The organism is Micromonospora sp. NPDC048905 (genome assembly GCF_040649655.1).
Classification (GTDB): Bacteria; Actinomycetota; Actinomycetes; order Mycobacteriales; family Micromonosporaceae; genus Micromonospora.
The window spans coordinates 81,132-99,576 of the sequence record NZ_JBEZFV010000013.1; the positions used below are offsets into that span (position 1 = coordinate 81,132).

The 18,445-nt window shown below is 72.6% G+C and carries 19 protein-coding genes and 1 tRNA gene; 14 read left to right on the forward strand and 6 right to left on the reverse strand.

Annotated elements, in window-relative coordinates:
• Window positions 1–59: 59 nt before the first annotated feature.
• From AB0C01_RS27680 to AB0C01_RS27715, 8 genes are all read left to right on the forward strand, one after another.
• Entirely contained in the window at window positions 60–746 is a 687-nt protein-coding gene (locus AB0C01_RS27680) for a dienelactone hydrolase family protein (protein ID WP_357572514.1), read from the forward strand.
• A 19-nt stretch (window positions 747–765) separates the two neighbouring features.
• Window positions 766–1,479, forward strand: coding sequence for a uracil-DNA glycosylase (locus tag AB0C01_RS27685; protein WP_357572554.1), 714 nt, complete (start codon window positions 766–768; stop codon window positions 1,477–1,479).
• A 21-nt stretch (window positions 1,480–1,500) separates the two neighbouring features.
• A complete protein-coding gene (locus tag AB0C01_RS27690) occupies window positions 1,501–2,283 on the forward strand; it encodes a DUF4129 domain-containing protein (protein WP_357241743.1) in 783 nt (260 codons plus the stop codon).
• Window positions 2,280–2,864: a hypothetical protein gene (locus AB0C01_RS27695; protein ID WP_357241746.1), complete on the forward strand. Its 585-nt coding sequence runs from the start codon at window positions 2,280–2,282 to the stop codon at window positions 2,862–2,864. The genes AB0C01_RS27690 and AB0C01_RS27695 overlap by 4 nt, the downstream gene beginning before the upstream one ends.
• Window positions 2,864–3,871 carry a MoxR family ATPase gene (locus AB0C01_RS27700; RefSeq protein ID WP_357241749.1) on the forward strand — a complete coding sequence of 336 codons (1,008 nt, stop codon included), beginning with the start codon at window positions 2,864–2,866 and terminating at the stop codon, window positions 3,869–3,871. Before AB0C01_RS27695 ends, AB0C01_RS27700 begins: the two co-directional genes overlap by 1 nt.
• On the forward strand, window positions 3,871–5,313 hold the full coding sequence (locus tag AB0C01_RS27705; protein WP_357572515.1) for a DUF58 domain-containing protein: 1,443 nt from the start codon (window positions 3,871–3,873) through the stop codon (window positions 5,311–5,313). The genes AB0C01_RS27700 and AB0C01_RS27705 overlap by 1 nt, the downstream gene beginning before the upstream one ends.
• On the forward strand, window positions 5,310–5,873 hold the full coding sequence (locus AB0C01_RS27710) for a hypothetical protein (RefSeq protein WP_357572516.1): 564 nt from the start codon (window positions 5,310–5,312) through the stop codon (window positions 5,871–5,873). Before AB0C01_RS27705 ends, AB0C01_RS27710 begins: the two co-directional genes overlap by 4 nt.
• A gap of 102 nt (window positions 5,874–5,975) precedes the next feature.
• Entirely contained in the window at window positions 5,976–7,307 is a 1,332-nt protein-coding gene (locus AB0C01_RS27715) for an NAD(P)/FAD-dependent oxidoreductase (RefSeq protein ID WP_357241758.1), read from the forward strand.
• A gap of 74 nt (window positions 7,308–7,381) precedes the next feature.
• On the opposite strand, the gene AB0C01_RS27720 is transcribed toward AB0C01_RS27715, so the two are convergent.
• The gene (locus AB0C01_RS27720) at window positions 7,382–9,232 is read right to left on the reverse strand and encodes a hypothetical protein (protein WP_357572517.1); all 1,851 of its coding nucleotides are present in this window, start codon (window positions 9,230–9,232) and stop codon (window positions 7,382–7,384) included.
• A 101-nt stretch (window positions 9,233–9,333) separates the two neighbouring features.
• Here AB0C01_RS27720 and AB0C01_RS27725 point away from each other — a divergent pair.
• The 4 genes from AB0C01_RS27725 (at window position 9,334) to AB0C01_RS27740 (ending at window position 11,601) form a co-directional block, all read left to right on the forward strand.
• Window positions 9,334–9,414 (forward strand) — tRNA-Leu (locus AB0C01_RS27725).
• A 107-nt stretch (window positions 9,415–9,521) separates the two neighbouring features.
• On the forward strand, window positions 9,522–10,337 hold the full coding sequence (locus tag AB0C01_RS27730) for a Bax inhibitor-1/YccA family protein (RefSeq protein WP_357241764.1): 816 nt from the start codon (window positions 9,522–9,524) through the stop codon (window positions 10,335–10,337).
• A gap of 151 nt (window positions 10,338–10,488) precedes the next feature.
• Window positions 10,489–11,247: a Bax inhibitor-1/YccA family protein gene (locus AB0C01_RS27735; protein WP_357241767.1), complete on the forward strand. Its 759-nt coding sequence runs from the start codon at window positions 10,489–10,491 to the stop codon at window positions 11,245–11,247.
• 33 nt (window positions 11,248–11,280) lie between these two features.
• On the forward strand, window positions 11,281–11,601 hold the full coding sequence (locus tag AB0C01_RS27740; protein ID WP_357241770.1) for a hypothetical protein: 321 nt from the start codon (window positions 11,281–11,283) through the stop codon (window positions 11,599–11,601).
• Between the two features lie 38 nt (window positions 11,602–11,639).
• Here AB0C01_RS27740 and AB0C01_RS27745 read toward each other — a convergent pair whose 3' ends face one another.
• The 3 genes from AB0C01_RS27745 to AB0C01_RS27755 form a co-directional block, all read right to left on the reverse strand.
• The gene (locus tag AB0C01_RS27745; protein ID WP_357572518.1) at window positions 11,640–12,902 is read right to left on the reverse strand and encodes an acetyl-CoA C-acetyltransferase; all 1,263 of its coding nucleotides are present in this window, start codon (window positions 12,900–12,902) and stop codon (window positions 11,640–11,642) included.
• A gap of 78 nt (window positions 12,903–12,980) precedes the next feature.
• Window positions 12,981–13,793 carry an SGNH/GDSL hydrolase family protein gene (locus tag AB0C01_RS27750; RefSeq protein ID WP_357572519.1) on the reverse strand — a complete coding sequence of 271 codons (813 nt, stop codon included), beginning with the start codon at window positions 13,791–13,793 and terminating at the stop codon, window positions 12,981–12,983.
• Entirely contained in the window at window positions 13,790–14,839 is a 1,050-nt protein-coding gene (locus AB0C01_RS27755; protein WP_357572520.1) for an SGNH/GDSL hydrolase family protein, read from the reverse strand. Before AB0C01_RS27755 ends, AB0C01_RS27750 begins: the two co-directional genes overlap by 4 nt.
• Window positions 14,840–14,989: 150 nt before the next feature.
• Between AB0C01_RS27755 and AB0C01_RS27760 the strand changes: the two genes are divergently transcribed.
• On the forward strand, window positions 14,990–15,346 hold the full coding sequence (locus AB0C01_RS27760; RefSeq protein ID WP_357241782.1) for a YkvA family protein: 357 nt from the start codon (window positions 14,990–14,992) through the stop codon (window positions 15,344–15,346).
• A 72-nt stretch (window positions 15,347–15,418) separates the two neighbouring features.
• Complete coding sequence (locus AB0C01_RS27765) at window positions 15,419–16,789, forward strand: cystathionine beta-synthase (RefSeq protein ID WP_088946256.1); 1,371 nt, start codon at window positions 15,419–15,421, stop codon at window positions 16,787–16,789.
• 181 nt (window positions 16,790–16,970) lie between these two features.
• Here the strand turns inward: AB0C01_RS27765 and AB0C01_RS27770 are convergent, their stop codons facing one another.
• On the reverse strand, window positions 16,971–17,480 hold the full coding sequence (locus AB0C01_RS27770; RefSeq protein ID WP_357241785.1) for a GNAT family N-acetyltransferase: 510 nt from the start codon (window positions 17,478–17,480) through the stop codon (window positions 16,971–16,973).
• A complete protein-coding gene (locus tag AB0C01_RS27775; RefSeq protein WP_357572521.1) occupies window positions 17,477–18,406 on the reverse strand; it encodes a ribonuclease Z in 930 nt (309 codons plus the stop codon). The genes AB0C01_RS27770 and AB0C01_RS27775 overlap by 4 nt, the downstream gene beginning before the upstream one ends.
• Window positions 18,407–18,445 lie beyond the last annotated feature (39 nt).

Sequence of the window (18,445 nt, forward strand, 5' to 3'; positions counted from 1 at the left end):
CCGGCACTGGAACCACTGGGCGACCAGCCAACGATGACTGACCGCTAGGAGGACGGCCCATGGGCGAAATGGTGACCTACCGCAGCAACGGGGGTACGAGCGAGGGGTATCTCGCGATACCCGCCAGTGGTTTGGCCAGCCCCGCCGTCATCGTCATCCAGGAGTGGTGGGGGCTGGTCCCGCACATCCGGTCGGTCGCGGAGCGGTTCGCCGAAGCCGGCTTCGTCGCTCTCGCCCCGGACTTCTACCACGGTGAGACGACAAGTGAGCCGGACGAGGCGCAGCGACTGCTGATGGCGATGCGGATGGACGAGGCGGCGAAGGACATCGCCGGCGCGGCCGACTATCTCGCCGGGCGGCCGGAGGTCACCGGTAAGGTCGGTGCCGTGGGCTTCTGCGCCGGTGGCAGCCTCGCCCTCTGGTCGGCCACCGTCTCCGAGCGGATCGTCGCGACCGCCGGTTTCTACCCGGTGCTGCCGTGGGAGTCGATGCGCCCCGACTGGGCCGACTATGCCGGCAAGGCCGCGGTCGTCCACTGCTCCGAAGAGGACGGCACCTCGGCCGCCGAGGGCGTGCAGACCGCCCGCCGGGCCATCGAGGAGGCCGGCGGAGACTGCCACCTCTACGACTATCCGGGCACCTCACACGCCTTCTTCAACGACGACCGCCCGGAGGCGTTCGACCAGCGCGCCGCCGCCAGTGCCTGGGCCCGCACCCTGGAACTCTTCCGGGCCAAGCTTGGCTGAGTCCCGTACCCCCGAGCAGGTGGTCGCCCGCGCAGCGCGGGCGACCGACCTGGCCGACCTGGACGCGGCGGTGAGCGACTGTTTCGCCTGCCCCCGCTTGGTCCGGTGGCGGGAGGAGGTCGCCCGCACCCGCCGGGCTGCCTTCCGCGACCAGGAGTACTGGGGTCGCCCGGTGCCGGGCTTCGGCACCGGGGACGCCCGGATCGCCATTCTCGGGCTGGCACCCGCCGCGCACGGCGGCAACCGCACGGGCCGGATCTTCACCGGTGACCGGTCCGGTGACGTGCTGTTCGCCGCGCTGCACGGGGCCGGGCTGGCCAACCAACCGACAAGCGTCGCCGCCGACGATGGGCTCGCCCTGCGAGACCTGCGGATCTTCTCGGCCGTCCGTTGTGCGCCGCCGGACAACAAACCGACCCCGCCCGAGCGGGACAACTGCGCGCCCTGGCTGCACCGCGAGGTCACGCTGATCCAGCCCACGCTGCGTGTCGTCGTCGCGCTTGGCGCGTTCGCCTGGGCCTCGTGGTGGCCGGTGCTTCGCGAGGTGTACGGGCAGCGCCCGCCCAGCCCGCGACCGAGGTTCGGTCATGGGGCACACTGGTCCGGCACGGCCGCTCCGGACTTGCTCGGCTGCTACCACGTCAGCCAGCAGAACACCTTCACCGGGCGGCTGACACCAAAGATGCTGGACGACGTCTTCGGCCAGGCTAAGCAGCTGGCCGGGGTGGACTGAGACGCGCGTGGGGTGGTGGCGATGACCGACGGAACACGCGCCCCCACTTCGTTGCCGGCCGCCGAGCCGGGGGTGTCGCGCTCGGCGCTCGGTCTGCTTCGCCGGTGGTGGCCGGTCGCCGCGGTCGCCGCACTGCTCGGCGGTGCCGCGCTGGCGTCCGGGCACTCGTCGATCGGGGCCAGCCGGATCCCGCCAGCCGCGGAGGACGTCCCGTGGGTGCCCGAGTACCCGACCGCCGAGCCGTCGCGGTCCATCCCGGTCGAGCCGCGTACCGCCGGTGAGGCCACGCAGGCACACATCCCGGAGTGGGTCGCCACCGTGGCGATGGCTCTGCTCGGGCTGGCCATCCTCGCCGCCCTCGGTTACCTGTCCTGGATCCTGATCCGGGGCGCACTGAAACGCACCAACCGGGCCCTGCCGACGCAGCGGGCCCGGCGTACCGCCGAGGGCACCGCCCGGGAGGTGGTCGCCGCCCTCGACGCCGGCCTGGTGGAGCTCGACGACCGGGACACCGACCCCCGGGTGGCGGTGATCGCCTGCTGGGTGCGCCTGGAGGAGGCCGCCGCCGCGGCCGGCGTGCCCCGGCTCGCCGGGGACACCCCCACCGACCTGGTCAGCCGGCTGTTGCACGGTGACCCGGCGGCCGGCGTTCCGGCGATCGTCAGCACCGAGGTGCTGGCCGAGTTCGCGCACGTCTACCGGGAGGCCCGCTACGCCACCCGCCCGGTCGACGAACGCACCCGCGACCAGGCCCGCGCCGCACTTCGTCGGCTGCGCGGAGAGCTCACGGCGGTGGCCTCATGAGCAGCACCAGCATCGACGACCTGCTCGCGTTCGACGAGGAGGCGGCGCCGAAAGGCCCGCAGGCACCCCGCTCCCGGACCGGCCCGGTGGTACGCGCCCTCTTGTCGGCCGCCGCGGTGGTCGCGGTGTTGCTCGTCGGCCTCCGCGCGGTCGGCCTCCAGGTCTCGCTGCCGGTACTCATCGCCGGGGTGCTCGCCGTGCTGGGGGTCCGCCGGATCACCGCCCTGCTCGCGCCGCCACCCCCGCCGCCGCCCGCTCGTCGGGCCGGCACGGGTGAGGAGGACGGCAGCTACAACTGGGCCACCCGGGACGCGCTTCGTGGCGCGATCAACCAGTGGGAACGGCCGCTGGACTGGTCCTCGAACCGACCCGAACGTTTTACCGGGGTGGTCCTGCCCCGGATCGGTGAACTGGCCGACGAGCGGATGCGCCTGAAGCACGGCGTCACCCGCGAGTCGGACCCGGCCCGCGCCCGCGTCCTGCTGGGTGACCGGCTGTGGACGTTCCTGGAGACCCCGCCTCGCCGCACCCCGTCGCCACGCGACCTCGCGGTGATCGTCGCCGAACTGGAGAAGATCTGATGAACGACGTGGACCGGAGTATTGCCCCCGCCGAGGTCGGCCACCTGGCTCGGGCGGTCCTGGACGCGGTCGGCACCGTCGTGGTCGGCAAGCGGGACGCGTTGGAGCTGGTCCTCGCCGGCATCCTGGCGGGTGGCCACGTGCTGCTGGAAGATCTGCCGGGGCTGGGCAAGACGCTCACCGCTCGCTCGTTCGCCCAGGCGCTGGGCCTGGACTTCCGCCGGTTGCAGTTCACCCCCGACCTGCTCCCCGCCGACGTCACCGGCTCGTTCCTGTATGACCAGCGCAACGGCGACTTCACCTTCCGGGCCGGGCCGGTCTTCACCAACCTGCTGCTCGCCGACGAGATCAACCGGACGCCGCCGAAGACGCAGTCCGCGCTGCTGGAGGCGATGCAGGAGAAGCAGGTCTCGGTGGAGGGGGTGACCTACAAGCTGGACGAGCCGTTCCACGTGCTGGCCACCGCCAACCCCATCGAGTACGAGGGCACGTACCCGCTGCCCGAGGCCCAGTTGGACAGGTTCCTGCTGCGGGTCTCCTTCGGTTACCCGCAGCACGAGGAGGAGTGGGAGGTGCTCCGCCGCCGGATGAGCCGTCGCCGTGAGGAGGCGGACATCAAGCCGGTGGTCGACGCCGCCACGCTGCGGGCCATGCAGGCCGCCCTGGAGGACGTGGTGGTGGAGGACTCCATCGGCCGTTACATCGTCTCCCTCACCGCGGCCACCCGGGAGCACCCGTCGGTGCTGGTCGGCGCCTCGCCGCGCGGATCGTTGGCGCTGCTGCTGCTGGCCCGGGTCCGCGCGGTGTTCGGCGGACGGGACTACGTGGTGCCGGAGGACGTCAAGGAGGTGGCCGCTCCCGCCCTGGCCCACCGGATCACCCTGCGCCCGGAGATGTGGTTGCGCCGGGTCGACCCGGCGTTCGTGGTCGGCGAGGTGCTGGAGGCCACCCCCGCTCCGGCGAGTGGCGCGCTGCCCAGCTACGCCGCGGGCGGGCCTCGGCACTGATGACCGGACCGACCGCGCCGATGGCCACCGAGCCGGAACCGGCTGCTGGCTGGGCACCCACCTGGGCGCTCGGCCGGGCGGTGCTGCTCGCCGGCCTGCTGCTGGTGGCGGGGGTGCTGCTGGGACGGGTCGACCTGATCGTGCTGGCCGCCCCGTTCGCGCTGGGCACCGCGTACGCGCTGCGCCGGCGGCCCACGGCGCTGCCGCAGGTGTGGATCAGCCAGGATGAGGACGGGCCGCTGGTCGAGGGCGGCGACGTGACGGCGGCGGTGAGCGTCGGCAACCCGGACAGCGTCGACTACGACCTGGTGGTGGTGCGTTCCCGCGTGTCGCCGTGGTTGCGCATCACCCGGGCCGGCTTCGCCCGCGACGGGGCCGTCGACGACGTGCCGTCCGCCGCCACGACGCCGGCCGACGGTGGGGCTCCGGCCAGCGGCCGGGGCCGTTCGATCGCCGACCGGCCGTTCGTGACAGCGGTGCCCACCGGGACGGTGGCGGATCTGGAACTCGCCGGCCGCGCCGTGCGCTGGGGCCGGCATCCGGTGGGACCGGCCGGTGCGCGGGTCGCCACGGCGGGCGGCCTGCTGGTCTCCCGGGCGGTGCTCACCGAGCCGGTCCGGGTGCGGGTGTACCCGCGTACCGAGCCGTTCGAGGCTGTCGAGGCCATGCCCCGCGCCGCCGGGCTGGTCGGGGCGCACCACTCCCGCCGGCCCGGCGAGGGCGGCGAGCTGGCCGGCGTACGGATCTTCGCCCCGGGGGACCGGCTGCGTCGCATCGACTGGCGGGTGTCGTTGCGCGCCCGGCAGCTGCACGTGGCAGCCACGCTCTCCGACCGCGACGCGGAGGTGGTGGTGCTGCTCGACGTGCTCGCCGAGGCTGGCCGGTCCGGCGGGGTGAGCGGTGCCGCCTCGGTGCTGGACACCACGGTCCGGGCCACGGCCGCGATCGCCGAGCACTACCTGCACCGCGGCGACCGGGTCTCCCTGCTGGAGTACGGGCCGGGCGCTCGCCGACTACGTCCGGCCGCCGGGCGTCGGCAGTACCTGACCGTTCTCGAGTGGCTGCTCGACGTGCACGTCCATCCGTCCTCGCACGAGCCGTACGACCAGGTCTTCGGCCCGCAACTGCTCTCCTCGGACGCGCTCGTGGTGGTGTTGACTCCGCTGCTGGACGAACGGTCGGCGCAGATGCTCGCCCGGCTGGCCCGCGCCGGGCGGTTCGTGGTGGCCGTCGACACACTGCCGACCGACCTGGCGTCACCGAAGGACCTGGGCTGGGCCGAGGTGGCGTACCGGCTGTGGCGCCTGGACCGGGAGGTCATGATCGGGCAGCTCCGGGAGCACGGCGTACCTGTGGTGCGCTGGGCCGGTGCCGGCAGTCTGGACCAGGTGTTGCGGGACGTGGCCCGTTTGGCGACGGCTCCGAGGGTTGGTGGCAGATGATCGACGCGGTGACCGGGCGGGTTCGGGCCGCCCAGAACGCGGTGGCCCGCATCAGTGTCACCCCGCTGCTGGTGCGGGCCGGGATCTTCGTCATCGTGTTTGCCGGGTTCGTCCTGGCCTTCCCCTCCGAGGTGCTTTCCGGCCGACCGCTCCTCTTTCTGGCGGTGACCGCGCTGCTGCCCGCGCTCGGTCCGCGCCGGGTCTGGGCGGTCTTCACGGCGTTGGTCACGGTCGGCGGTTGGCTGCTCGCCACCGACGGGTACAGCCGCCCGGTCGCCCTCTGGCGGCTGCTCGCCGTCGCCGCCCTGCTCTACCTGGCGCACACCCTCTGCGCGCTGGCCGCACTGTTGCCCTATGACGCGGTGGTGGACCCCGCGCTGATCAGCCGGTGGTTGCTGCGGGCGGGTGGCGTCCTGCTGGGCACCGCGGTGCTGGGGGTGCTGTTGTTGCAGGCCGCGGGCATGGGTGGGGAGGCCGGATACCAGTGGGTGACCCTGCTGGGGCTGCTGCTGGCCGTGGGGACGGCGGCGTTGCTGGGCTGGCTGCTGCGACGGCGGTGACGGCTGCGATCTGAGGGTTACGCAGGTCACACGGGTTGTGCTCCGTCACAGATGGGGGCCGCGAGCGGCATTACCTGAGCCGGCCGGGGAAAGATAGACAACGTGAATCCGAAGCGGATCCTTGTGGTGGGTGCCGGGCACGTCGGTCTGTACGCGGCGCTGCGCCTGTCGAAGAAGCTCAGCTCCCGTGAGGCTGAGGTCATGGTGGTGGACCCCCAGCCGCACATGACCTATCAGCCGTTCCTGCCCGAGGCCGCGGCGGGCAACATCTCCCCGCGGCACTCCGTGGTGCCGCTGCGCCGGGAGTTGAAGCGGTGCAAGATGGTGGCCGGCACGGTCACGCGGATCGAGCACGACCGCAAGGTCGCCACCGTGCAGCCGATCAGCGGCCCGGCCCGGGAGATCACCTACGACCACGTGGTCGTGGCCCCGGGGTCGGTCTCCCGCACCCTGCCGATCCCTGGTCTGCATGAGCAGGGCATCGGGTTCAAGACCATCGGCGAGGCGATCTACCTGCGCAACCATGTCCTCGACCGGCTCGACGTGGCGGCCGCCACGGCGGATGCGGACGTCCGACGGTCGGCGCTGACCTTCACCTTCGTCGGCGGTGGGTACGCCGGCATCGAGGCGCTCGCCGAGATGGAGGACATGGCCCGCGACGCCCTGCGCTACTACCCGGAGCTGAACCAGGACGAGGTTCGCTGGGTGCTGGTCGAGGCGACCCAGCGGGTGCTGCCCGAGGTCGACCGGGACATGGGTGCGTACACCGTCCAGCAGCTGATGAAGCGCAACATGGACATCCGGCTGGACACCCGGCTCGAGTCCTGCGTCGACGGGGTGGTCAAGCTCTCCGACGGTGACAGCTTCCGGTCCGACACGATCGTGTGGACCGCTGGCGTGAAGCCGTCGCCGATGCTGGACGCGACCGATTTCCCGCGCGACGACCGTCGGCGGATCACCTGCCTGCCCACCCTTCAGGTGGTCGACGGTGACCAGGTGGTCGAGGGCGCGTGGAGCGCCGGTGACTGCGCCGCCGTGCCGGACCTCACCAAGGAGCCGGGCAACTTCTGCTCGCCGAGCGCCCAGCACGCGGTGCGTCAGGCCGCCCGGATGGCCGACAACATCGTGGCCGTGGTCCGGGGCCGCGAGCCGGTCAACTACAAGCACAAGCACGTCGGCAGCGTCGCGAGCCTCGGTCTGCACAAGGGCGTCGCCCAGGTGTACGGCATCAAGATGACCGGCTGGCCGGCCTGGGTCATGCACCGGACGTACCACATGAGCCGGATCCCGTCGTTCAACCGCAAGGTCCGGGTCGTGGTGGACTGGTCGTTGGCGTTCTTCCTCAAGCGTGAGGTGGTCGCCCTGGGGCAGTTGCACGACCCGCGCGAGGAGTTCGTCGAGGCGTCCCAGCCGGTCGGTGCCCCCCGCGTCTGACCCGAACACGCACGAGTAAGGCCCCTTCCTGCCGGTTGCGGTGGGGAGGGGCCTTTCTCTGTGCGACGGCGGGGTCAGACCCGCCAGATCCAGGCGTCGGCCATCCGGGTCGCGGGGCCGTAGAGCTGCTCGAGGGTGTTTCGCAGGCTCTCCGCGTGGGGGGCGTCGTCGGCCAGCGCCACGCACGAGGCGCCCCAGAAGTCCGCGTCCACGGTGGCCTGCCGGCGCTGCTCCTCGCCGATGGCCGGTTGGTCACCGCGTCGGGCGACGTCCGCCAACAGAGCGGACGTGGGCTGCTTGAAGGTGCCCATCGCCGCGGTGCCGCGCCGCCCGTACGGGCCGATGAAGAACCCCTCGGGCAGGCTGAAGGCGGCGTTGGCGGCCGTGGCCCAGCGCATCGGCCCGGGTTCCTTGGGCGTGGGCAGCGGCACCGGCACCAACACCCCACCGGGTGGCACGCACTGCCGCCAGTGGCCGCCGGTGACGAACTCCGGCACGGCGGGCCGTTCGATCGTCGGCAGGGGAGTGGGGAAGATCGGCAGCAGTGCCGCGCCGACGGCCAGTGGCACCAGCCGTCGGGCCCGACCGGTGCCGCGCAGAGCCCGGTCCACCGCCAGCACGAGCAGCGTCGCGACGATCGGCAGCAACGCCAACGCGAACCGCATCGGCAGCGCGCCGTCCACTACCGGCAGCCCGCCGATCAGGGCGTACGGGCCGGGAATCGCGGTCCTGGTGCCACCGAGCACCACCTCGGGGCCGAGCGAGAGCGCACCCATCACCAGGCCCGCCACGACGCACGCGAAGACCAACCGGCGATGCCGCCCGGCCCAGCTCGCGCAGGCCACGGTGACCAGCAGGAGGGGCCAGCCCAGGAAGGTGTTGTACTCGGCCGGACCGGTGGTCAGCCGGGCCGCCTCGGCGCTGCCGGCCACCGAGAGCGGGGAGACCGCCCACCAGCTGCTCAGGTCGGCGGAGAAGTAGGCCGGGGTGAACATGCCGTCGGCGACCCCCTGTGGGCCGGCGAACTGGAACCACAGCGGGTAACCGAGCACCAGCAGGGAGAGCCCGGCGGCGATGGCCAGCCCACCGGCGAAGCCGGGCAGCACCCGCCGGGCCAGGTCCCGGTCCGCCACGGCGTAGCTGATCGCCATCACCAGCAGCGTGGCGGCGGCGAGGAAGAGCACCTCCTCACCGATGAACACCTGCGCGCTGACCGCGCCGGCCAGCCCGGCCGCCGAGGTGACCATCCGTCGGCGATCCGGGCCGCCGGGTCGGGTCCGTCCGGTCTCGTCGGGGGGCACCGGCCCCGGGTCGGCCGCCCGCAGTAGCCGGACCACCAGCCAGACGATCACCGGCACCAGCCACTGGGCGGTCATGTGCAGGTGGCTGTTGGTCTGCGAGACCATGCCGGGACCGAAGCCGCACAGGCCACCGCCGAGCGCGGCGGCGAGCCGGCGGGCGCGCAGCATCCGGTGCAGCAGCAGGTACCAGGCGACAGCGGTGCCGGCGAGGTTGGCGGCGGCGAGGAGCGCGAAGCTGACAGGTGCGCCCAGCAGCAGGGTGACCGGCGCGACGACGATGCCGAGCGCGATCACCGTGGTGTTGGCCATCAGGTTGACGCCGTCGGGCGCGTTGAGCCGGTCGGTGAGCAGGTCGAAGTCCCCGAGCAGCGCGCGGGCGTCCACCGCCAGGAACCATTCGTAGAGGGTCTGGTCCTCCGGGTTGAGCGCCAGGGTGCGGCCGGCCGGATCGGGCCACAGCCCGTGGGTGAGCCACCCGGCGAGCGCCACCCAGGTCAGAGCGACGAGCAGATCCGCCCGGTGTCGGTGGACGGCGGCCAGCAGGCGAGCCGCCCGAGGCCGGCGGTCGCCCTGACGGTCGAGGCGGAAGGCCTGCTCAGGGGCCGTGGGGGCTGCGCTGCTCACGGCACCGACCCTAATGTGGCCAGCCCTGCTGGGTACGTCAGGTCGCCGCTAACCGGTTACGGTGACACTGCACCTCGCGTGTCGACGCGCCGGTGCCACCCGCCCGGGTGGTGGAAAGGCAGACACGGCCGCCTTAAAAGCGGCTGCCGCAAGGCGTGCGGGTTCGACCCCCGCCCCGGGCACCCACCAGCTCGACACATTCTCATTCGTGATCACCAGGACTTGGCCGTGCCGTCTACTCTTGAAGGGCACGTTCACGTGCAAACGACCCCCTGAGGGAGGCCAGACAGTGAAGACCTCGAACCCGGTGCTCGCCCGGCTCGGCCAGGCGGCCGAGCGGGAGCGCTCCGCCGGGTACGCCCCGGCCGGGCCGTACGGACAGCCCGGCATTCCCCAGCAGTACCCGTCCCAGGCCGGTTACCCGGCCGCGCCGCCCACCGTGGCGCCGATGACGGTCGACGATGTCGTCGTCAAGACCGTCGCTCTGCTCGGCATCCTCGGCATCACCGCCGCGGCCGCCTGGGTGCTCGTGCCCGACGCGCTCGTCGGCACCGCCTGGATCGGCGCGGCGGTCGTCGGCCTGGTCCTCGGCTTGATCATTTCGTTCTCCCGGATGGCCAACCCGGCGCTCGTCATCGCGTACGCGGTCGTCGAGGGCGTCTTCGTCGGCATGGTCAGCAAGGCCTTCGAGACGCTCTACGACGGCATCGTGCTCCAGGCGGCGGTGGCCAGCTTCGGCATCTTCTTCCTGATGGCGATGCTCTACCGGGCGAAGGTCATCCGGGCCACCCCGGCATTCGTCAAGGGCATGATCGCGGCGATGGTCGGCCTCTTCGCCGTCATGATGATCAACCTGGTGCTGGCGCTGTTCGGCGTCAACACCGGCCTGCGCGACGGCAGCCCGCTGGCCATCGGCTTCAGCCTGGTCTGCATCGTGGTCGCCTCGCTGAGCTTCGTGCTCAGCTTCAAGGAGATCGAGGACGGCGTCCGGATGGGCCTGCCGCAGCGCTACTCCTGGGTGGCCGCGTTCGGCATCCTGGTCAGCCTGGTCTGGCTCTACATCGAGATCCTGCGCCTGCTGAGCTACTTCCAGGGCGACGACTGACCTCGTCCGCACTGCCGACCGGCGCCCGCTTCCGCTTCGGCGGGGGCGGGCGCCGTCGTCAGCGCCGTTTCCCCGCCGCCGCCGGTCCGCCCGGGGCAGAGTGACTGCGAGGGCCACATGCCCTGGGGGTACGCGGGCGAAGGAGGCGGCGGTGCGCAGCAACAACCCGGTACTCAACCGGCTGGACGAGACCGGCCGGGTCGAAGCCCGGGTGCTCGGCGCCCGCGACGTCGAGCCGATGACTGTCGACGACGTGGTGACCCGTACCGTCGGGTTGCTGCTGGTCACCGGTGTGGCGGCGGCGGTGTCCTGGGCGGTGATCCCGGACGCGGCCTGGCTCGGCGCCGCGCTGGCCGGCAGCGCGCTCGCCTCGATCGCGCTGGTCCTGGTCATCTCGTTGCGGGGCATCACCAACCCGGTGCCGATCGTCGGCTACGCCGTGCTCCAGGGCCTGCTGCTCGGGGTGGCGAGTCGCACCTTCGAGCAGGTCTACCCGGGCATCGTGGTGCAGGCGGTGGCCGGCACGTTCGGCGTCTTCCTCGGCATGGCGGCGCTCTACCGGGCCCGGGTGATCCGGGCGACGCCCCGGCTGGCCCGCCTGGTGATCGGGACGTTGCTCGGGATCGCCGTGCTCAGCGTGGTCAACCTGGTGTCGTACCTGATCTCCGGCCGGCCGGGTCTGGCGGTCTACAGCGTCAGTGGTCAGGTGGGCTGGCTGCCGTACGCCTTCTCGGTGGTGGCCATCATCGCCGGGGCGTTCAGTTTCATCCTGGACTTCGACCTCGTCGAGCGCTCGGTGCGCGACGGCCGCCCCCGCCGGTACGCGTGGCTGAGCGCGTTCGGCCTGCTCACCGGTCTGGTCTTCCTCTACTGGCAGCTGCTGCGGCTGCTCAGCTACCTGCGTCGCTGACGGGCGCGCGGGTCGGCCGTAGACTCGGCGGCGATGAGCGCAGCGGAGTTGGAACAGGCCGTACGGTTGCTGGTCGGTCAGGTCGGGCACTGGCAGCAGCCGCGCTGGGCGGCCGTCGCGACGACCGGCAACGTGCCCCGCGCCGACCTGGTGCACCGGTTGGTGCAGGAGCTCGCCAACCTGGCCGCCGACGCCGAGGGCGAACCGCGCCGGAGCGTGCCCCGGCTCGACAACGACCTGGCGCTGCCCGACCAGTTGCGGGTGGTGACGGCCGACCTGCGGGCCACCGGAGCCGGCGACGAGGTGTTGGCGCGGGCCGCCGCCGAGGTGACGGCGACCCGCAGCGCGCTCTGAGGCCCACTCCGTGAGGCGCGGGGGCAGGCTGCCTCAGCTCAGCTCAGCCGTTCGAGCACCATGGCCATGCCCTGGCCGCCGCCCACACACATGGTCTCCAGACCGATGGTCTTGTCGTGCCACTCCAGGGCGTTGAGCAGGGTGCCGGTGATCCGGGCGCCGGTCATGCCGAACGGGTGACCGACCGCGATCGCCCCGCCCATCACGTTCAGCTTCTCCTCCGGGACGCCCAGCTCGCGGTAGGAGGGGATGACCTGCGCCGCGAACGCCTCGTTGATCTCGACGAGGTCGACGTCGTCGATGGTCATGCCCGCGCGGCGCAGCGCCTGCCGGGACGCCTCGACCGGCCCGAGGCCCATGATCTCCGGTGACAGGGCGGTCACCCCGGTGGAGACGATCCGGGCCAACGGGGTCAGCCCCAGCTCCTCGGCCCGCTGGGCGCTCATCACCACCACGGCGGCCGCGCCGTCGTTGAGCGGGCAGCAGTTGCCGGCGGTGATCCGACCGTCCGGACGGAACACCGGCTTCAGGCCGGCGACCGCGTCCAGGGTGACGCCGGCCCGGGGACCGTCGTCGGTGCTCACCACGGTGCCGTCCGGCGTGGTGACCGGGGTGATCTCCCGGGCCCAGAAACCGTCGGCGATGGCCTTCTCGGCGAGGTTCTGGCTGCGTACGCCGAACTCGTCCATGTCGGCGCGGGTCACGTCGTGAACCTGGGCCAGGTTCTCCGCGGTCTGCCCCATGGTCAGGTAGATGTCGGGCAGCTCACCGGCCTCGCGCGGGTCGGTCCACACCTCGGCGCCACCCTGCGCGCGCTGCTTCGAGCGCTCGCCGGCCGCCGCGAAGCGCGGGTTCTCCCAGCCGCCGCCGACCAGGGCCTGCGCCTCCGGCGGCAGCCCGTCGGAGCTGCCCCGGGCATAGCGGGAAACCATCTCCACACCGGCGGAGACGAACACGTCGCCCTCGCCGGCCCGGATCGCGTGCATCGCCATCCGGGTGGTCTGCAACGACGAGGCGCAGTAGCGGGTCAGCGTGGCGCCGGGCACGGTGTCCAGACCGAGCAGCGTGGACACCACCCGGGCCATGTTGAAGCCCTGCTCGCCCCCGGGCAGGCCGCACCCGAGGTAGAGGTCGTCGATCGTGGTCGGGTCGAGTTGGGGGATCTTGTCCAGGGCCGCCTGGACGATTGTCGCGGCGAGGTCGTCGGAGCGGACGTCGCGCAGGGACCCCTTGTGCGCCCGGCCGATGGGAGAGCGGGCGGTGGCGACGATGACGGCGTCGCGGGACGACTCAATCGGCATGAGCCAACGTTAACCCGCCAGTAACATGGCGCGGAAGAAGCCGACGCGGCGGGAAATGTCACCCTGGCCGGAGACGATCTAGCGCCGGGTCGCGACCGTCGCCGCGGCGACGATGGCGGGCAGCAGCGCGTGCGCCCACACCCGGTAGCCGTCGGCGGACGGGTGGAAGCCGTCGTGGCAGAGCGTCCCCGCGTCGGCCCGGAACACCGGCCCGGTCTCGGTGGCGAGGTCGACCACCGAGCCGCCCGCGTCCAGCACGGCGGCGGTCTGCGCGCGGGCCATCCGACGGCCCGACCAGCCGACCACCTGGCGCAGCGGCGGCGCGATGGCACGCACCGCGCCGAGATCGGGGCAGGTGCCCACCACCACCTCGACCCGCGCCTCCCGCAGCCGGTGCACAGCGGCGGCGAGATAGGCCGCCGCGTCGGAGGGACGGCGCAGCCCGGTGGCGTCGTTCGCGCCGATCAGGATCAGCGCCACGTCGGGCCGTTCACCGAGCAGGGCCCGGGCCACCTGGGTGGCGAGGTCCGTCGAGCGGGAGCCCGAGACGCCGACGCTGGACAGGTGTACGCGTCGGCCGGCCGGACCCTCGGCGAGCAGGTTGGCCAACTGCCCGCCGATGGTGTCGTCGAGACGGTCGACGCCCACGCCGAGCGCCGACGAGTCGCCGAGCAGCACCAGCCGCAGCGGCGGAGCGCCCGCCCGGCCGATCGTGGCCCGCAGGGCCAGCCCCAGCTCCGGTTGGGCGTAGCGCCGGTGCCGGGCGACGAACGCCTCGCCAGCCAGGACGGCTGCGCCGCCCACGGTGCCGGCGAGCAGCGAGAACGCCGCTGCCCGACCCAGCCGGCCGGCGAGGCCGGCGGTCACGCCCCGGTCGCTGCGCTCGTTCATGCCAGTCCCTCCACTGTCGAGGCGTCGGGGGCGGATCCGTGTTGCGGCACCGCGACGACACCGAAGAACGCCCGGCGGCGCAACTGCGCCCACCGGCCGGCCGGCCCTCGGTCGCGGCCCCGGACCTGGGTGCCACTGACCTCGGTGCCGGCGTGCCGGGCCGCCTCCTGCGCGGCCTCCGGCAGCGACCGTACGCCCTCTCCCCACGTCGGTGTGGCCCGGCGGTCCTGCCCCGCGCCGAGCGCGGACAGCATCGTCGGCAGGAGAGCGGCGGCGCACATCGCGTACCCCTCGGCGGAGGGATGGAACCGGTCCCACGCGAACATCCGGGTCGGCTCCGCCGCGAACCGGGGGCCGAGGAGATCACCGAGGGAGACCGTCCACCCGCCCGCCTCCACCACCGCGACCGTCTGGGCTGCGGCGAGTTGGCGGCTCCACCGGTGCGCCAGCCACCGCAGCGGAGGCTGGATCGGACGGATCGCCCCCAGGTCGGGGCAGGTGCCGACGACCGCCTCGCAGCCGTTGTCGCGCAGCGTGTGCACCGCCTCGACGAGGTAGCGCACCGCCAGCCCACGCGGGGTCCGGTTGGTGATGTCGTTGCCGCCGATGAGGATCACCGCGATGTCGGGTCGGCACTCCAGCGCCGCCTCCACCTGGTGGCGGAGTGCCGACGAGATGGCACCGACCACAGCGAAGCGGTGCAGTTGAACCGGCCGGTGCAGTCGACGGGACAGGCCGGTGGCGAGCAGCGCGCCCGGCGTCTCCCGACGGCGGTGCACCCCGTAGCCGGCGGCCGACGAGTCACCGAGCACGACCATGGTGAGGGCTGGGCCGGGGAACTTCGCGCCGTAGATCCCGTCGCAGCGCGGCGGCGGTGCCTCGGCCATCGGGATGGTGCGTCGGGCCTGCCGGGCCTGGCCGAGCAGCACCCCGCCGGTCGCCACCGCGGCCGCCGCGGTGGCGCCCGTCCCGATCGCCGCCAGGCGGGCGAACCGCCGGGTCTGCCGCCAGCGCTCACCGGGTACGACGGAATCAGCCACCCCCATACCACGACATTATCGCGCCGGTCCGACACGCCGCTGTCGTCGTGACGGCTCCCGAGTGCCTGGAAACCGACGCGGCGGGGTATCGGTACGGCAGAGGCCGGCCGAGTTGCGCCGACCCGCCACGCTGATCCGGCGGAGAGGAGCGCGACGATGGGGAAGACACTGAAGCGCAGCGCGGCCTTCGCGGCCCTGGCACGGGCACTGACGGCCGGGGCACGCGGGGGGCCGTCGCTGGGCACGCGGTTGGCTGCGTTGCCCCGGATGATCCGGGCCACCACCAAGGGAGAGTACGACGGCGGCCTTCGGCTGGCCCTGATGACGGCGGCGACGGCGTACATCGTCTCGCCGATCGACCTGCTCCCGGAGATCCCGCTGGCGATCTTCGGGCTCGCCGACGACGCTGTCATGATCACGTGGTTGGCGGGCAGCGTGCTCGCCGAGACCGATCGCTTCCTGGAGTGGGAGGCCCGCCGCAGCTCGGTCATCCCCGGGGGGCTGGTGCCCTGACGGCACGTACGCTGGGCGACGAGGAAACGTCTGCCCGGCCGCCGTTGCCGGCGCCGCAACGAAGGGCACACCGTGCAGTACTACGACAACGTCGTCGACATGATCGGCAACACCCCGCTGGTACGTCTGCGTAACGTCACCGAGGGCATCCAGGCCACCGTGCTGGCCAAGGTGGAGTACGTCAACCCGGGCGGCTCGGTCAAGGACCGGATCGCGCTGCGGATGGTGGAGGACGCCGAGGCCGCCGGCCTGCTCAAGCCCGGCGGCACCATCGTCGAGCCGACCAGCGGCAACACCGGCGTCGGGCTGGCCCTGGTGGCCCAGCTCAAGGGCTACAAGTGCGTCTTCGTCTGCCCGGACAAGGTCAGCCAGGACAAGCAGGACGTGCTCCGGGCGTACGGCGCCGAGGTGGTGGTCTGCCCGACCGCCGTCGCCCCGGAGGATCCGCGCTCGTACTACAACGTCTCCGACCGGTTGACCCGGGAGATTCCTGGCGCCTGGAAGCCCAACCAGTACAGCAACCCGGCCAACCCGCGCTCGCACTACGAGACCACCGGCCCGGAGCTGTGGAAGCAGACCGAGGGTGGGCTGACCCACTTCGTGACCGGCGTCGGCACCGGCGGCACCATCTCCGGCATCGGGCGCTACCTCAAGGAGGCCTCCGAGGGTCGGGTGCGCATCATCGGGGCCGACCCGGAGGGTTCGGTCTACTCCGGCGGCACCGGCCGGCCCTACCTGGTGGAGGGCGTCGGCGAGGACTTCTGGCCGGAGACGTACGACCAGGGTGTCGCCGACGAGATCGTCGAGGTCTCCGACAAGGCCTCCTTCGAGATGACCCGGCGGTTGGCCCGCGAGGAGGGGCTGCTGGTCGGCGGCTCCTGCGGTATGGCCGTGGTCGCCGCGCTGGAGGTCGCCCGCAAGGCCGGCCCGGACGACGTGGTGGTGGTGCTGCTGCCGGACGGCGGCCGGGGCTACCTTTCCAAGATCTTCAACGACTCGTGGATGGCCCGGTACGGCTTCCTCGACAACTCCGGTGCCGAGCCGACCGTTGCCGACGCGCTGGCCAGCAAGCCGGGCGGGCTGCCCGAGCTGGTGCACGTGCACCCGACCGAGACGGTCCGCGACGCCATCGACTACATGCGCGAGTACGGCGTCTCGCAGCTGCCGGTCCTCAAGGCCGAGCCGCCGGTGGTGACCGGTGAGGTGGCCGGCTCGATCGCCGAGCGGGACCTGCTCGACGCGCTCTTCACCGGCCAGGCCCACCTGCACGACACCATCGAGCGGCACATGGGCGACCCGCTGCCGATGATCGGTGGCGGTCAGCCGGTGAGCGAGGCGGTGGGCCTGCTGGAGAAGTCCGACGCCGCCCTGGTCCTGGTCGACGGCAAGCCCAAGGGAGTCCTGACCCGCCAGGACCTCCTGGCCCACCTGGGCGCCCACTAACCCAACCCCAACCCCAACCCTGCCCCACCCACCCACCCACCCACCATGCCTGGTCGATCAAGGAGTTGTGGTGGTGCGCAATTCGGGCACCCATGCCCAAAGTCCCCACCACAACTCCAAGATCGACGGGGTCGGGGTCGGGGTCGGGGTCGGGGTTGGGGTTAGGGGTTGGGGGTGGTGCTTAGAGGGGGCGGGTGTAGCGGAGTTGGCGGGTTTGTGCTGATCCGATTGCTTCATCCCGTTCGTCGCCCGTGGGGGTCCAGCCACCGCGCTCGTAGAAGGCGCGGGCGCGCGCGTTCTGGGCCAGCACCCAGAGCACCGCGCGTCGCCAGCCCTGCGCCCGCATGGCGTCCAGGGCGTCCACCATGAGCAGGCGGCCGCTGCCCCGGCCCTGCTCGGCCGGGTCGAGATGGATCGCGTTGAGCAACCCGGTGGCCGGGTCGTCCTCGTCGTCCGGGCCCAGGTAGCTGAACCCGACAAGCGTCCCGGCCCGCTCGGCCACGGTCATCCGGTGGTTGTCCCGCTCCCACTGCCACCGCTCCGCCCAGTACCGCCCCATCGCCTCCGGCGTCGGGTCGACCAACGCCTCGGCCGGCAGGAAGGCCGAGTACGCGGCGACCCGGGAGCGCTGGTGGAGGGCGCCCACCGCCATCAGGTCGCGAGCGGTCGCGGGGCGGAGCGTGACGATCATCCGGTCGAGGCTACCCGGCGGGGTGGGAGCTGCACCGTGGTCAGGTCCTCGGCGATGATCAGGTCACCGTCGAAGTGCGCGCGGGCCTCGTCGTGGAACCGGCGCGGGTCCGAGTAGCGCTGGGAGAAATGGGTGAGCACGAGCCGGCGTACCCCGGACTCGGTGGCCACCCGGGCGGCCTGCGCCGCGGTCAGGTGGCCGACCTCGGCGGCGAGCGCGGCCTCCGACTCCAGGAAGGTCGACTCGATGACCAGCAGGTCGGCGTGCTCGGCGAGGGCGTACACCCCGTCGCAGAGGCCGGTGTCCATCACGAACGCGAACCGCTGGCCCGGCCGGGGCACGCTCACCTCGTCGCGGGTGACGCGACGCCCGTCGAGGTCCAGGTGCCCGACGCGGATCAGCTCGCCGACAGCCGGCCCTCTGATGCCGTACGCGGCCAGTTGCTCCGGCAGCATCCGGTGGCCGTCCGGCTCGACCAGGCGATAGCCGTACGTCTCGATGGGGTGCCGCAGCCGGCGTGCCTCCAGCGTGCCGCAGCGCAGCGCGATCCGCTGCCCGTCCTCCTCGATCGGGGTGACCTGCAACTCGGCGGTCTCGTAGAAGGAGGTGGCGTGCCGCAGCCGGGCGAAGTACTCGGCGCCGCCCGCCGGGAAGTGCACGGCGACCGGGTGCGGCACCCGGTCCAGGGAGAGCCGCTGGATGGTGCCGGGCAGGCCGAGGCAGTGGTCGCCGTGGAAGTGGGTGACGCAGATCCGGGTCAGGTCGGTGGCCGTGACCGTGGTGTGCAGGAGCTGACGCTGGCTGCCCTCACCCGGGTCGAAGAGGATCACCTCGTCGTCCCAGCGCAACACGTACCCGTTGTGGTTGCGCTGACGGGTCGGCGCCTGGCTGGCCGTTCCGAGGATCACCAGCTCGCGCATGGACATCGCCGCTCCCCGGAGATGGAGCGACCCCCGGGGCGCTCC